The sequence below is a fragment of the Pedobacter kyonggii genome (genome assembly GCF_004310665.1).
In the GTDB taxonomy this organism is placed as follows: Bacteria; Bacteroidota; Bacteroidia; order Sphingobacteriales; family Sphingobacteriaceae; genus Pedobacter; species Pedobacter kyonggii.
Genome location: NZ_SIXF01000002.1, coordinates 140,707 through 155,480 on the forward strand (window position 1 = coordinate 140,707; position 14,774 = coordinate 155,480).

Genomic DNA, 14,774 nt, shown 5'->3' on the forward strand with positions numbered 1-14,774 from the left:
TCCTGGCGATGTATTGGGTTAAAATATAGCATATGAAAATAAAAATTTTGCTGATTTTACTTTTGTGTACGGCTTTTTTTAAGTCTGATGCAATTCAATCCGGAAGATCTGGAAATCCAAACCCTTTCCCGGTAAGAGGCTTCCACCTGGATCTCCGCATTCAGGCGATTCCAATGCCGGCACTTAAAAAACTGGCCCTACAGCTTAGCGAAGGCGGAATAAATACGTTGATTATGGAGTGGGAAGGTACCTATCCTTTTAAGGATGAACCTTTGATTCCGAACAGGTATGCCTATTCAAGAGCAGAAGTGAAGTCTTTTATTGCCTATTGTAATGGGATTAAGCTTGATGTAATTCCGCTTCAACAAAGTTTTGGACATGTGGAATATATTTTAAGAAATACAAAGTTTAAAAATCTTCGGGAAGACCAAAAGGATTATTCGCAAGTTAATCCAATCAGGGAAGAGGCAGCAAAAAAACTTTTTACTACCCTGTATAGAGATTTAATATCAACCCACAATTCACCTTATATCCATATCGGTGGCGATGAAACCTACCTTTTAGGCCATGGTGAAGAATCTAAAAAGAAGATAAAAGCAGTTGGCATTGGTCGTTTATATGGCGATTACATTAAAATGCTTTGCGATGTGGTTGTAAGTTTAGGAAAAAAACCGGTTTTATGGGCAGATATCGCACTAAAATACCCCGAAGCATTAAAGGGTCTCCCTAAGGAAACCATTTTTGTGGATTGGAACTATGGTTGGGACATCAACATGTTCGGTGATCATCAGAAACTGATGCAGAGCGGATTTGAAATATGGGGAGCACCGGCAATTAGAAGCCATCCCGATAATTACTTTCTAACCCAATGGGAAAAACATTTTAAGAACATTACGGATTTTGTGCCGATGACAAGGAAGTTTGGATATAAAGGCATTATAATGACCTCATGGTCTACCTCGGGTTTATATTCTACTGTTTTCGAAAGCACCAGGGATATTTCGGATCTGTATGCAATTAGGCGTGTATATCCCATCAGTGGTTTTAATATGCTGATAGCTGCCTTTCTAAAGGGCATTAAGCAAGATGAACCCCTGGATTACAAAAGTTTTATCAACGACTACGCCAAATCCAGGTATGGTTTTGACGATAACGCCTCGAAGGCTTTTTGGAATGCAATATCGGCGGTTCCTTTCGAAATTACCCAGGGCATACCTGTAAACACAAACCTTTCCATCCAACAGCTACTGGATAGCACCAGAATTGCCGGTACGGTTTTGTCTAAACTAAAACCCCAAAAAAATGCTGAGGAATTTGAACATTATAAATTGATGACTGATATACGCATTCAGTATCTTTCTTATCAGTTAATTGAATCGCGGGCGAATGCTGATGATATGAAAGAAGATTCAATAAAAAGCTTAATCCAGGGGCTGGAGGCTTTAAAAAGCAGCTCGCTCGATAAGAAGTTCGCTGATCTGAATAAAGATGTGATGTATCCGGCCGAAATTGTTCAGGAAATAGAATACAGGAATGCCCGGATGAATGTTTTACTGGCCAGATTGAAAAGAATAAGATGATGAAGTATGGTTTAGGTGAGATAAATCGGGTTAATACATTTGTTGTTCTGTGGTTTCTGCTCCCTGGCAACAGCAGTTTATATCCACAGCGTGCACCTTTTACAAAACGGCTCCGTTTTCGGGCATCTAATGGTTTAGGCAGGAGTGGAAACGTTATAGATAATGAAAGGTTCAAAAATGAATATAATTAAAATACACAACGGAAGGATAATCTCTCCACTGAGGGTGATCGATGGGGGCTGTGTAATTGTCAGAGATGGTAAGATTGAAAGTGTTAACCACATCGATATCAATGTTCCCGGAGCAGTTGTAATCGATGCCAAAGGAAAATATATTTCGCCAGGTTTTATCGATTTACACGTACATGGCGGTGGTGGTCATGATTTTATGGACAATGAAATTGATGGGTATCTGGCTATTGCTGCGCTGCACGCGAAACATGGAACCACCTCGCTAATGCCAACCACTTTAAGCTGCGAATACCAGGACCTGATCGATACTTTAGATGTGTATGAAAAAGCAGATAGCGTAAACCACAGTGGGGCACAATTTATTGGAATCCATATCGAGGGGCCTTATTTTTCTATGGAACAGAAAGGTGCTCAGGATGCAAGATATATAAGGGTACCAAATATTGAGGAGTATACAGGTATTATCGCCCGTTCCAATAATATAAAAAGATGGAGCGCTGCTCCTGAACTTAAAGGCGCCATAGCGTTTGGGCAATACCTCAAAGAGAGAAATATATTGCCATCTATTGCACATACCGATGCCATTTATGAAGAAGTAGTGCCTGCATTCGAAAATGGTTTCACACATGCCACGCATTTTTATTCGTGCATGTCGGGGGTGTCCAGGCGAAATGCATACCGTTACGCCGGAGTAATTGAAAGTGCGTATTTAATTGATGATATGACGGTGGAAATTATTGCCGATGGTGTTCATCTTCCGCCCCCTCTGCTCAAACTTGTGCTGAAAATTAAAGGTGCAGATAAAATAGCGCTTATAACCGATGCCATGCGGGCAGCAGGAATGCCGCCGGGTTTAAGTAAACTTGGCAGTAAAAAGGATGGCCTTGAAGTTATTGTTGAAGATGATGTAGCTAAATTAACCGATAGGAGTGCATTTGCCGGAAGCGTGGCAACAATGGATAGATTGGTGAGAAACATGGTTTCCTTAGCTGATACAACCATTGTTGATGCCGTGAAGATGGCTTCTTTAACCCCGGCCACCATTATGGGTTTACAAAATGCTAAAGGATCTTTAACTGCCGGGAAAGATGCTGATATTGTGATTTTTGATGATGATATCAATGTTCTGCTTACCATGGTTAAGGGCAAAAATATTTACACCAACGAGCTGTTTTCTAAATAGCCCGAATTCATAATGCCAAATAAGATTGTCTCTTGTTGGTATTTGGTTTTCCTTCGTTAAATTGGTTCATTATTATATAAAATTAGCAGTGCTAAAAGATTTAAAATTACCCGAAGTAAGGGTTTACGATTCTAGAAATTCGATGGGTGAGGCTGCCGCAAATGGTCTTTCGCTTGCCATAAATGCTGTATTAAGGAAAAAAAATACGGTCAATATTATTTTTGCCGCGGCGCCGTCGCAAAATGAATTTTTAAAGGCACTTTACTACGAAAATATACCGTGGCAAAGTGTAAATGCATTTCATATGGATGAATATGTTGATCTGGAAGATACGGCACCTCAACGTTTTGGCAACTTTTTAAAGGAACGGATTTTCGACCATTTCGATTTCAGATCTGTTCATTACCTTAACGGAAATGTTGATGACCTGGAAAAAGAATGCGATCGGTATGCAAAACTTCTTGAAGATTATCCAACTGATATCGTTTGCATGGGAATAGGAGAAAATGGTCATTTGGCCTTTAACGATCCGCCCGTTGCCGACTTCAATGATACCAGGAAAGTAAAGGTGGTCGACCTTGATCTTGCCTGCCGGCAGCAACAGGTTAATGATGGTTGTTTTACCAGTTTGGATAGGGTACCCGCCAAAGCTTTAACGCTAACAATTCCGGTATTATTAAGTGCCCAAGTAATTAGTTGTGTAGTTCCGGGCAGCACAAAGGCACAGGCTGTTCTTAATACGCTTACGCAGCCAATTGATACTGCTTTCCCCTCTACAATACTACGCGAACATAAGGGAACAATTGTTTTTCTAGATCCCGATAGTGCAAAATACATCCTCTAACTTTTACACCAGTTCAAAATCTTAGCCCGCCAGTCATTTTTCCTGTAGATAACCGTTTGCTAGGGCATGCATCCAGTGGCTTAATTGCGCCAATGCCAATATCTATCTCAGCTTTTGAAAGATGATTGCATCTTGGCCCGCAGGCCCTATGACTAAATGAAAAAGTCCAACGATCAACGACCTTGGGACTTCAGTTTATTGTTTAATTTTAGTAACCAAATATGGTAGATAAATCCAGTTTAACCAATGTTCCGAGTTTTTCAAGATCGGTCGTTTTGATGGTTTTCTCTGAACCCACAACGCAGTAATTATAGTTTTTACCAGAAATATTCTGCTCATGAAAAGACTTAAGGTCATCGAAACCCAGCGGCTTCAGTGCAGAATAGACATCTATTCTTGAATCGTAGTCGTAGCCTAGTTTTTTATCCGCGAGATAGGTGTAAATTATCCCGTCTTTGCTAATCCTTTCGGCCTCGAGTTCACTCAAAGCATTGTTTTTTGATAGGCTGAATGCCTTTTGCGATTCGGGCAGGCTGCTCAGCAGTTCGTTCATCGCAGCAATTGCCTCATTCATTTTATCGGCTTGTGTACCTACATAGGCCACTACCGAATTTTGTTTATCTCTACTGTTAGGTGAGGCGTACATGGCAAAGGTAGAGTAGGCCAAGGCCTTTGATTCTCTGATTGTCTGAAACACGATAGAGCCCATACCTCCGCCGAAATAATCATTAAATAAACTGATTTTCGCTCTTTGGGCCGGGTTGTACAATCCTGCATTACGGATCCACCGGATTTCTGCCTGAACCATATCATAATCGGCGAAGTACACTTTGTTGGCATTGGTCGGTTCATAGTTGAATTTTTTGATTGAAGGGATGTCGCTGAAAGAACCTGGCAATCTATGCAGTTTTGTTATTTGCGCTGTAAGGTCAGCCATTGGCTTAGGCCCATAGTAGATGATGGTGTGTTTAAAGTCTCCCAGCTTATGCAAGATGTCAATTAGGTCGGCCGACTTCAAATTTTTGATTTCATCATTACTCAGCCCATAATTAAATGGATTTTCCTTGCCATACTGCGCATAGCTCATCAGTCCTGAAAGTATGGAGTTCTTGTTTAGTTTTGCATTGTCTCTTGTTTTCAGCAGGCGAGCTTTGAAATCTTCAAGGGCGGCTTCATTTGGCTTACAGTTGGAGAGCAGATGCGCTAACAAGCTTACTGCCCTGTCGAAGTTCTCTTGTAGACCGCTGATGTAAACCATGGTCTCCTCAGTGCCCATATTTACGCTGTAGCTGCAGGCGATATTGTAAAATGCTTTACTGATATCTTCAGCAGTATATTCGTCACTGCTCAAAAAGGATAGGTACTGGGCGGCATAAGGCAAAAGTTTGGAATGGTGTGAACCTATTTCAAAGCGGTAACCCATGCGGAAGATGCTATTATCGGTATTCTGTACGTAGATCAGGTCGGCGATGCCCACTTTACCCTGTACGAGATCCTTTTTGTAGTCCAGAAACTTTGGAGCAATGGGTTTAACTGCTGAGGATATGATGTTCTTTGCGAAATTGGAAACTTCGTTTGCATTGGTTTTTACCGCTGTAATCATCGGTTTTTCTATTTTTTCAATGCTTTTGTCCTCTGCTTTATGTTTAAGCACGATTACATAGTTATTGATGAAAAACTGATTTGCAAAATCAACAATTTCCTTCTTGGTTATCCTGGCCATGGCATCAGTCGACGAAAGCATCTTGTCCCATTCCTTACCACGGTTTAAGATAAAGGCTGTCATGGTTGCATCTGCACGCACGTCGTTGCTGTCGTAAGCCTGCAACTCGCCCAGCCTGATGTTTGCAACAGTTGCTTTAATCAACCCTTCATCGAAACTACCTTTTTTTAGCAGCTCGATCTGCCCGGTCAAAAGCTTTTGAGCATCCTCAAGACTTTGTCCCGCTTTTGGTGATGCCGACAGTATGAACATACCATAATCTTTCATCTGGTTGTATCCGGCACTGGCCTTTAAAACCTTTTGTTGTTTGTTCAGATTTATATCAAGCATCCCTGCTTTACCGTTCGATAAGATGCTGCCAATCAGATCCAATAATAAACTCTGATGACTGTTCTGGGGGAAGCCCCGGTATGCAATATATAAACTTTCCGCACTTGGGCCGTTTATGTCAATTTTTTGAATCTTTGTCAATGCTTTTTCCTGAGCAGGCTCATATGGCGTAAATGGTTTTGAAACCATGTAAGCGAAATTCCTGTCTATGACCTTAATTAGCGAATCATAATTGATGTCGCCAGACATAATCAGCGCCATATTATTGGGTACGTAATATTTGTTGTAATATTTTCTGATTTCTACCAGGGAAGGGTTTTTTAGATGTGCAACTGTTCCGATGGTAGTTTGCTGACCATAGTTATGGGTTGGAAAAAGTGCATTCAGCATGCCTTCGTACATTTTGGTGCCATCATCATCAAGCCCTCTGTTTTTTTCTTCATACACTGCTTCAAGCTCTGTATGGAATATACGGAATACTGGCATGCGGAAACGTTCTGATTGTACAGCAAGGAATTTTTCCACCGCATTGGATGGCAGGTTTTCTTCGTATACAGTTTCTTCACTGCTTGTATGGGCATTTGTACTTTGGCTACCCACTGCTTTCATCATTTTATCGTATTCATTGGCAATAGCGTAATTGGAAGCTACGCCAGATATACTGTCGATTTCCTGATAGATCTTTTTCCGTGTCGGCCCATCTTTGGTCTTATTGTACCGCTCATACAGATCCTCAATTTTGTCCAGCAACGGTTTTTCTTTGGCGTAGTCCAGTGTCCCGAATTTATCTGTGCCTTTGAATAAAAGGTGCTCAAGATAATGTGCCAGACCGGTATTGGTTTTGGGATCGGTATTACTGCCTGTTCTAACGGCCATTTTATACACAATATTTGGTTCTTTATTGTTTTGTGACAGTATTACAGTCAATCCGTTACTGAGCGTATAAAATCGGGAACGGGTCGGGTCATTTGTTACGTACTTATAGGTATAACCGCCACTGCTGGCCGTTTTCCACTGGTAAAGGGACTGTGCGTTGACAACCGTATTTGCTATTGATAATATAACGGCAACAAAAATTTTAAGTTTCATGGTTTAGGTATTAAGGTGGGATTATGTGTATTTTATCACACGCATCTGGTGGTGAAAATGGGCATGCCATCCGGCAATGCCCACATCGTCGTCTTAACTATCACTAACTGCTGGCCATACTTCTACAATGGCCAGTATGTTTTTATTTATTATGAAAAGCGTTTAACCCGCTTTCTAAGAATTTTTTATAATTTGTTACTTCATAATCTGCACCCTGTGGTTGTGCCAGTAATGCTTCTGTATTGGGATCTAGCAGTACATAAAAAGGCTGTGAGTTAGACTGGAATTTCCTGGCCTGCAGATCACTCCATTTTTTACCAATGGTATTAAGTTTTCTTCCCTCTGGTGTAATTACTACATCAGCTGGTGCCAGTTCCGATTTATCATCTACATATAACTGGATCAATACGTAATCATCGTTGATCATTTTATACACATCCTTGTCAGGCCAAACATTAGCTTCCATTTTTCTACAGTTTACACAGGCATGGCCGGTAAAATCAATCAGCACAGGTTTGTTTAGTTTTTTAGCTGCAGTTAAACCTTCGTCATAATCGAAATAAGCATTCAGCTTTAACGGCGCGTGGAACTTATCTTCATATTTATGCGGCCTGTCATTTGTTGATGTTTGTTTTCCTGCCAGTAACCCAGTGGTGTACAGGTCAAAATCTTGTGTTTCCTGCGGTGGAAGAAAAGCCGATACACTGCGTAAGGGTGCCCCCCACATACCAGGGATTAAGTAAATGGTAAAGGAAAGAACTATTGTTGCCAGAAAAAGCCTTGGTACAGAGATAAATGCCAGCGGACTATCATGCGAAAACTTGAGTTTGCCCAAAAGATAGATGCCCATCATCCCGAAAATAACGATCCACAGGCTTAAGAATATTTCCCTGTCAAACCACTCCCAATGGTAGGCCAGATCTACATTGCTCAAAAACTTTAATGCAAAAGCAAGCTCAAGAAAACCCAAAACTACTTTTACGCTGTTTAGCCAACCCCCAGATTTTGGCAGTTTGTTCATTGCCGATGGAAAGAGTGCAAACAGTGCAAAAGGAATGGCCAGGGCCAAAGAAAAACCGAACATGCCTATTGCAGGCCCTAATAAAGCCCCTGTTGTTGCTGCCTGTACCAGTAGCGTGCCAATAATAGGGCCTGTGCAGGAGAAAGATACCAGGGCCAATGTTCCGGCCATGAAAAACAATCCTGCAATGCCGCCCTTATCAGAATTGGCATCCATTTTATTTACCCAGGAAGAGGGCAGGGTAATTTCGAATGCCCCTAAAAACGAAGCTGCAAAAACAACCAGCAATAAAAAGAAGAAAAAATTAAAGATACCATTGGTGGACAGGCTGTTCAGGGCATCGGCGCCAAAAATTACCGTTACCAAAAGCCCAAGAACCACATAAATGAGGATGATGAAAAAGCCATAGAGTGCCGCACGCCGAAAAGCCCTTCCTTTTTCTGATCCCTTGGTGAAAAAACTTACTGTAAGGGGCAGCATGGGGAAGATACAGGGCATCAGCAAAGCTGCTAAACCGCCAACAAAACCTGCAATAAAAATTCCCCACAAGGTTTTGTGTTCTTCTTTTGGTTGAGCAATGTTTTTTTGAGTAACAGCAGGAACAGAAGCAGCTATTTTAGCAACAGTATCAGTTGCTTTAATTGTACTGTCAACCGCTTCTGGCTTAATCTCTGTAAAAGTTAGCTCTTCGGTATTTGTGCTGTCCTGTGCATATCCATTTAAGGATATTGCACAGCAGAACAGCAAACCGAGACAGATTTTCTTTAAGAATATCATATGCTTTGTTACGCTATTATTTCACAGGAATACTAAAATCTACCTGCTCAGGCGGTAAACATTGTTTATCGTCGCATACCATAAACTCTACATTGCCTTTAATGGTTGCGGTTTTGCCTTTTAGCTTTACTTTTTGTTGAAACACTACTGACTTTTCGAAGTAGCTTACGTCCATTTTAAAAGTAGATTCGAATTTGGTTATGGCTTTTGGTTCGATGGTTTTTCCAACCAGGGTATAGGCGCCCGACGCTGGAAAACTAAAGGTTGTTTTAACCGGACCGCCATCTTTAACAAATTGCGAATAGAGGTGCCAGCCCTGGTCTATAGTCGCCTTAATGAAAACAGTAGCCGTATTTGGCCCGGTTTTTTTTGCTGCGTAACTCCAGGTTACAGGTTTTAAAATCTGGCTGTATGTGCTAAGGCTGATCAGGCATACGGCACAGAATAAAATGGTGATTTTTTTCATGTTGTGGTTTATTTGTTGATTGTTCTGATTAATGTAATCTGCTAAAGGCCTGGTAGTCGATAAAGTCTACCTCAGGGCTAATGTATCCGGTTTTAACAGGTTCTACCTTCATTAAATCGGTGCTTAAATATTTCTTGTTGCTATCCGAAAAGATGGTCACGACACAGCTTTCTGTACCCATTTTTTGTTGTTGCTTTATGGCACCGATTACGTTTGCGCCTGATGATATGCCTACGGCTAAACCAAGTTTTTCGGCCAGTTTTTGTGCCATGAGTATGGCATCGCCATCGTTTACCTGCAGTACTTCATCAAGTTCGTTAAGCTTAACAATTTCGGGGATAAATTCATCAGAAATACCCTGGATTCTATGACTGCCTACTTTATAACCAGTAGTTAAAGTCGGCGATTCTGCAGGCTCCAATGGATGTATCTTAATGGCCAGATTTTGCTTTCTTAAGAAATTTCCTACCCCCATGATAGTTCCACCAGTGCCTACTCCGGCAACAAAAGCATCGGGCGAAAGGTTTTTCAAGCGCAACTGCTCCCAGATTTCTTTACCTGTGGTATGTTCATGTGCTTCCGGATTGGCGATATTCTCGAACTGCTTAGGCAAGAAAATATCTGGATCACTTGCGGCCATCTGTTCTGCAAGTTTAATGCTGCCGATAAAACCGCCTTCTTCTTTGCTCACCAGAATAATCTCTGCACCTAAACTTTTAATAATATCCATGCGCTCTTTGCTCAACCAATTTGGCATAATGATGGTAACCGGATGGCCCAAAGCTTTACCTATGGCCGCAAATGCAATCCCGGTATTGCCACTGGTGGCTTCAACAATCCGATCACCAGCTTTGATTTTACCTTCGGCATACGCTTTTTTTAGCGTGTAAAGTGCCATCCGGTCTTTAATGCTGCCAGTTAAGTTGTAATGCTCGCATTTAACATAAATTTTGCCTACACTCCCCTGGTAGGTGTAGGTGAGCTCAAGCATTGGTGTGTTACCAACCAGAAGCGATAAATGTTCGAATTTTCCCTCCTTGGCAGAAGTCATTTTATTTGCTGTTATTGTGGTCATAACTGTTGATTACATCAGATAGCAATAGCTATTTTGATTCATTTTTATTTCGGTAAAATTCAGTATTATAATTTTTTACATCAACACATGTTGTTTTTTACAGAAAATTTCTGTTTTTTTGATAAAAAATTAGTCTTTATTTCAGTTTTGGCTTGATTTTTTAACTTCCATTATATTTTTTTTCAATTTATTAACGTCAATGACCCACGGAGATTTAGATCAGGTTGATGTAGAAATACTAAAATTGTTGCAACATGATGCCTCTTTAACCAATAAAGAAGTATCCTTGAAGCTGCATAAATCTATAGCCACTATCCATGAACGGATAAGACGATTAAAGGAACAAGGCTATATTAAGAGGATTGTGGCCATTCTCGACCGCAAAAAGATCAACAGAAACCTGATCGCTTTTTCGCATGTACTGTTGAAAGAACATACGGCTAAAACCCTGATCGAATTCGAAACCGAAGTTTCTAAGTTCGGCGAGGTAATGGAATGTTTGCAGATGACCGGTGCTCACGATTTTATCCTCCGTATCGCTACCAGGGATATGGATGATTATCATGAATTTCTGCGTAACAAACTCGCTACGCTGCCCAATATCACAACTGTTCAAAGTTATTTTGTACTCTCAGAGCCTAAAAGCGAAACGGCATATCCTATTTGATGTAATAGAGGGAGAAAAACCTGTTGTGGAAGTGATCCAGAACAGACCTGTGTCGATTAAACAAAAAGGCGGTCCGTAAACAGACCGCCTGAACCAAAATATAATTCTTTTTTTATTTGCTAAGTGACGCTAGTGCGTTTTCCGTGTTTAAGCTGGTTTTTGTATTAGCTGCAACGAATTTATCCATGGTCAGCTTTTGTTTTTTGCCCATTACGAGCATATGGTCGCCAGTTGAACCACTTAAGGTTAAATCAGCCTGATCTTCGATCACAGTATATAATCCGTCAGTTTGTGAGTTTAGATTCAATGATGCATTTCCGCTTAAGAAAACCTGCAAATATTGCGTATTGATTTTGCCCTGTGTTTTTACTTTAGCGTTATCCATTGCATGGATACGATAGATCTCATTTACGTAAATGGTAAGTTTTGCGGTGCTGTTATCCAGCGAGGTGATCTCTAAACCATCTCCGCTCTGTACAACCTTAACTTTACCAGTGTTTTCATCTGCATAGCTGATGCCGGTACGTTTTCCCTGTATGATGGTCAGCTCTACATTTCCTTTTACTTTGATGCGTTTGAAGCTTAATGCTTTTGAAGCATGAACAGGTTTGATGGTTTCAGATGCGTTAGCTGATAATACTGTTGAAGTAGATAATACTAATGCTAAAGATGATGCGAATAATGTTTTGAATAAAGTTTTCATATGCTTTGAGTTTTAATTTTTATAATGTTTTTATTGATTGTTCTGATATTAAGACGTGCAACTACTAGAAACGTTTCAGCGCAAATCGCAGCATTATACCAGCCTGGGAAGCTAATCGACAAACGCCAGGAATTCAGAGACAAAAAGATGGTGGTCGCTATGAATTTTACAGGTTTTCTTTCCTGAGAGATGAAGTAGATTTCTTTTTTACTTTGAGGATAAGTCTTGAACACTCCGAAAAGAATTAAAAAATGCAAAAGCGCTTGTCGACTGATGTGATGGTGAGCCTTTAATAGCTGTATTGTTTAATGATTTTGCCAGAAGCCTTTCCGGCTTTGCAACCGGACAAGGGTTCGACTCCCTTCGGCTCCACTGGAATCAGTATCAGAAATCATTGATAAAAACTAAAAGTCTGCAAATCATTGATTGCAGGCTTCTTTTTGGTGTTTAGTTGTTTTTTTGACCAAATAACGCATATAATTCAATAGATGAGTCGGCGAAAGTTCGGCCCCGTCACGTTTTACTTTGTACTAATGACCTTGTTGCGTTACCAACCTGCGTTCTGGCATAATAATGGCCCCATAAATAAGATGAAACCTGGATACTTTATTTTAGCAACGTCAGTTATTATTTCAACCAACCGATGTTATACATCGGGAACTGCCGGCAACGGTAGGAATTTCCTCCTGGCCAGGCAAAAAAAGGATTGGGCCATCATATTTATATTATTAATAGGCAACAAAAAATCCTTATAATTGTTATTAGGAGAAATATGAGTAAAGTATTTACAATTACAGAAGGACTGGAGAATTTGGGAGCGCTGCGAACGGGCGGACAGGGATCGGTATATAAAGGGAAACGCATCGGTGCAATTTACTCTGCAGTGAAATTAATCCCTACTCCAATATACAACGAGAACCGCGATGATAAAAATTACCGCAATTTTGAAAACGAGGTAGCAAAGTTGCTAAAGGTAAATGAAAATCCCAGTCCGAATGTCGTAAAAATGCTCAGTTTCGGCATAACAGAAAGCGGATCCTTCCCATTTATAGAAATGGAATATATAGAAGGACCTGATCTTTGTGAGCTGCTCCAACCCCCACACCAAAAGATATTTACGCTAAGCGAAGTCATAAAAGTTGCACAACACCTGGCCGCTGCACTTGAGCACTGCCATAAACTTGGCGTAAAACACGGCGACGTTAAGAGCAATAATGTTAAATACAATTTGCACACAGCTAACTATGTACTGCTGGATTTTGGACTCGCCATTATGAGTGAGGAGCAGCGTAGAAGTAGCATCCGGCATGCAGGCGCGGTGGAGTTTATGGCACCCGAACAAAACGAAGGTAAAATGCTTCCGCAAACCGATGTGTACAGCTATGGCATCATCTTATATGAATTACTCGGAGGCCAAGTTCCTTTTCCTCTGCCTGGAAATAGCGATACCGCACGTAATTCGGTAATGATCGGTCATATGGAAAGCGAAGTGCCTGACGTGATTAACCTGCGCAAAGCAAACTTACCCACGGGCTGGACCGAGGAACAGAAAACCCGGGAGATGCAGGTTCCGGATTGGCTCCTAAAACTGATCGAAAAATGCCTGCAGAAAGATCCTATGCTCAGGTACAGCGATGGAATGGCCTTGCATGAAGCGGTGCTTAGCGGAAGCTTATCGGGCAGTGTTTTACCCATAGACCATTCTGCTATGGATTCGCTCAAAGCGGAGAACGAAATGCTCCGCAAACAGGTATTGACACTTGAAAGTACAGCGCAGGTTCCGGAAAGAAACGGTATAATGTTACCTCATTTTGCGTTTGCGCTTATGGTCATCTCAATTATCGGATTGATTGCTTTTCTGGGCTATTCCCAGTTTCGCAGCGAGCCACAGGCACAGCAAGCTGTCCAAACCATAGATTCGATCCCTCCGCCAGTTGATACCACAGCACAGGAAAGAAGGAGATTGGCGAAGCAGCGCAAGCTGGCTGAAGCAGCAGCAACAAAGCGGGCGGTGGATAGTGCAATCAATGCAGAGATCAAAAAAGCCAGAGATAAAGCTGCCGATAGCACAGAAGATCTTAACCCTGATACTTCATTGAGTCCTGTACAGTTTTAATTTTTAAAATAATTTCCCTCAACCGCCACATAGGCACCTTAACTTATGGAAACAAAATCAAATTTCTGGCAGCGTATCGGTATTCAGGATTGGTTTCTAACCGATGAAAACAAGAGCAGTGACCAAAAAGCACAGCAACTCACTCCGGAAACCATCTACAGCTTTATTGTAGATAAATTTAAGGAGTCCATCAGGGAATTATCTTTTGCCGATCGCATCGTTTTTTATCATGAATTCATTATCACCTTCAACGCTGAAGATTACCGTGAATTTATAGACAATAAACAAGGGATTTTGGGCTTAATCGTACAGGAAACAGTCAAAAAATTCTATGCGATTTTAAGAGAACACCGGCAAGCCGGGAAAAATGTTGAGCCATCTGGCTCAAAATGGGTATTTCGGTTGGTATCACATCCCGATTACGCAAGGGGCGATAAGGGTTTTATCGGAAAACTGCTGCCAGACAACAATCAGAAATCGGAAAATCTCCGTGTAACATTCATTCCCCGCCAAACGGGTATTGCGCAGACATTCGATATCAACAACGATATTTTAAAGGGCTTCACTTACTACAGCGAAGGTTATATGGAAATCCCATACGATGCTCAATTGGAATATGTTGATGGTAATACCACCCCGTCTAAGGATCAGGCCGTTCTCGGCCGACTGGAAGCCATCATACCCGACAAGCAGTTTTCGGGCAAAAAAATCGAGTTCCTGATTAAAACAGAAGATACTATCGTTTCGGGTAACGATGAAGGACGCGAAGATTCCAATATTTTCAAGATTGCCTCAGAATGGGCCAATTCACCACACTTACACATCCGCTATAACAAAACAGACGGTAATTTCTATTTAGCTTCTTTCGGCGAACTTACTACTTTGAACGAGGTTTTGGTACCACGCAGCGAAATTAATTCACCACAATGGGTTTCTTTGCCGCTGAACTCCAGGATGTTGCTCAACGGTATAATCGGTATAAACCTATTTAAATCCTAACTTATGTCGC

Annotated in this window: 11 protein-coding genes; 6 read left to right on the top strand and 5 right to left on the bottom strand. The window is 41.2% G+C overall.

The genetic code is table 11. The features are described 5' to 3' along the window. Positions 1–32: 32 nt before the first annotated feature. The 3 genes from EYS08_RS03215 (at position 33) to EYS08_RS03225 (ending at position 3,798) form a co-directional block, all read left to right on the top strand. On the top strand, positions 33–1,580 hold the full coding sequence (locus tag EYS08_RS03215; protein WP_131028415.1) for a family 20 glycosylhydrolase: 1,548 nt from the start codon (positions 33–35) through the stop codon (positions 1,578–1,580). Between the two features lie 177 nt (positions 1,581–1,757). After that, entirely contained in the window at positions 1,758–2,954 is a 1,197-nt protein-coding gene (nagA, locus tag EYS08_RS03220) for an N-acetylglucosamine-6-phosphate deacetylase (protein ID WP_131028416.1), read from the top strand. An 88-nt stretch (positions 2,955–3,042) separates the two neighbouring features. Further along, the gene (locus tag EYS08_RS03225; protein ID WP_244215842.1) at positions 3,043–3,798 is read left to right on the top strand and encodes a glucosamine-6-phosphate deaminase; all 756 of its coding nucleotides are present in this window, start codon (positions 3,043–3,045) and stop codon (positions 3,796–3,798) included. Positions 3,799–4,006: 208 nt separating this feature from the next. Here the strand turns inward: EYS08_RS03225 and EYS08_RS03230 are convergent, their stop codons facing one another. The 4 genes from EYS08_RS03230 to EYS08_RS03245 all read right to left on the bottom strand — a co-directional run bounded on the left by EYS08_RS03230 (position 4,007) and on the right by EYS08_RS03245 (position 10,279). Beyond that, entirely contained in the window at positions 4,007–6,940 is a 2,934-nt protein-coding gene (locus EYS08_RS03230) for a M16 family metallopeptidase (RefSeq protein ID WP_131028417.1), read from the bottom strand. A 142-nt stretch (positions 6,941–7,082) separates the two neighbouring features. Next, entirely contained in the window at positions 7,083–8,738 is a 1,656-nt protein-coding gene (locus tag EYS08_RS03235) for a protein-disulfide reductase DsbD family protein (RefSeq protein ID WP_131028418.1), read from the bottom strand. Positions 8,739–8,754: 16 nt separating this feature from the next. Beyond that, positions 8,755–9,204 (bottom strand): protein-disulfide reductase DsbD domain-containing protein, encoded by a 450-nt coding sequence (locus EYS08_RS03240; RefSeq protein WP_131028419.1) that lies wholly within the window; start codon positions 9,202–9,204, stop codon positions 8,755–8,757. Positions 9,205–9,232: 28 nt separating this feature from the next. Then, positions 9,233–10,279: a PLP-dependent cysteine synthase family protein gene (locus EYS08_RS03245; RefSeq protein ID WP_131028420.1), complete on the bottom strand. Its 1,047-nt coding sequence runs from the start codon at positions 10,277–10,279 to the stop codon at positions 9,233–9,235. Positions 10,280–10,478: 199 nt separating this feature from the next. Here EYS08_RS03245 and EYS08_RS03250 point away from each other — a divergent pair, with 199 nt between their 5' ends. Continuing rightward, on the top strand, positions 10,479–10,946 hold the full coding sequence (locus tag EYS08_RS03250; RefSeq protein ID WP_057933797.1) for an Lrp/AsnC family transcriptional regulator: 468 nt from the start codon (positions 10,479–10,481) through the stop codon (positions 10,944–10,946). A gap of 112 nt (positions 10,947–11,058) precedes the next feature. Here EYS08_RS03250 and EYS08_RS03255 read toward each other — a convergent pair whose 3' ends face one another. Next, on the bottom strand, positions 11,059–11,649 hold the full coding sequence (locus EYS08_RS03255) for a GIN domain-containing protein (RefSeq protein ID WP_131028421.1): 591 nt from the start codon (positions 11,647–11,649) through the stop codon (positions 11,059–11,061). A 772-nt stretch (positions 11,650–12,421) separates the two neighbouring features. On the opposite strand from EYS08_RS03255, the gene EYS08_RS03260 reads away from it, so the two are divergent. Then, positions 12,422–13,765, top strand: a complete 1,344-nt coding sequence (locus tag EYS08_RS03260) for a serine/threonine protein kinase (RefSeq protein WP_131028422.1) — start codon at positions 12,422–12,424, stop codon at positions 13,763–13,765. Between the two features lie 45 nt (positions 13,766–13,810). Continuing rightward, positions 13,811–14,764, top strand: coding sequence for a hypothetical protein (locus EYS08_RS03265; RefSeq protein ID WP_131028423.1), 954 nt, complete (start codon positions 13,811–13,813; stop codon positions 14,762–14,764). The last annotated feature ends 10 nt before the right edge of the window (positions 14,765–14,774 follow it).

What these genes read in the sequence shown, in the direction of transcription:
- EYS08_RS03215 (WP_131028415.1), top strand. Translation starts at nt 33, where the DNA reads ATGAAAATAAAAATTTTGCTGATTTTACTTTTGTGTACGGCTTTTTTT.
- nagA (WP_131028416.1), top strand. Translation starts at nt 1,758, where the DNA reads ATGAATATAATTAAAATACACAACGGAAGGATAATCTCTCCACTGAGG.
- EYS08_RS03230 (WP_131028417.1), bottom strand. Translation starts at nt 6,940, where the DNA reads ATGAAACTTAAAATTTTTGTTGCCGTTATATTATCAATAGCAAATACG.
- EYS08_RS03235 (WP_131028418.1), bottom strand. Translation starts at nt 8,738, where the DNA reads ATGATATTCTTAAAGAAAATCTGTCTCGGTTTGCTGTTCTGCTGTGCA.
- EYS08_RS03240 (WP_131028419.1), bottom strand. Translation starts at nt 9,204, where the DNA reads ATGAAAAAAATCACCATTTTATTCTGTGCCGTATGCCTGATCAGCCTT.
- EYS08_RS03245 (WP_131028420.1), bottom strand. Translation starts at nt 10,279, where the DNA reads ATGACCACAATAACAGCAAATAAAATGACTTCTGCCAAGGAGGGAAAA.
- EYS08_RS03250 (WP_057933797.1), top strand. Translation starts at nt 10,479, where the DNA reads ATGACCCACGGAGATTTAGATCAGGTTGATGTAGAAATACTAAAATTG.
- EYS08_RS03255 (WP_131028421.1), bottom strand. Translation starts at nt 11,649, where the DNA reads ATGAAAACTTTATTCAAAACATTATTCGCATCATCTTTAGCATTAGTA.
- EYS08_RS03260 (WP_131028422.1), top strand. Translation starts at nt 12,422, where the DNA reads ATGAGTAAAGTATTTACAATTACAGAAGGACTGGAGAATTTGGGAGCG.
- EYS08_RS03265 (WP_131028423.1), top strand. Translation starts at nt 13,811, where the DNA reads ATGGAAACAAAATCAAATTTCTGGCAGCGTATCGGTATTCAGGATTGG.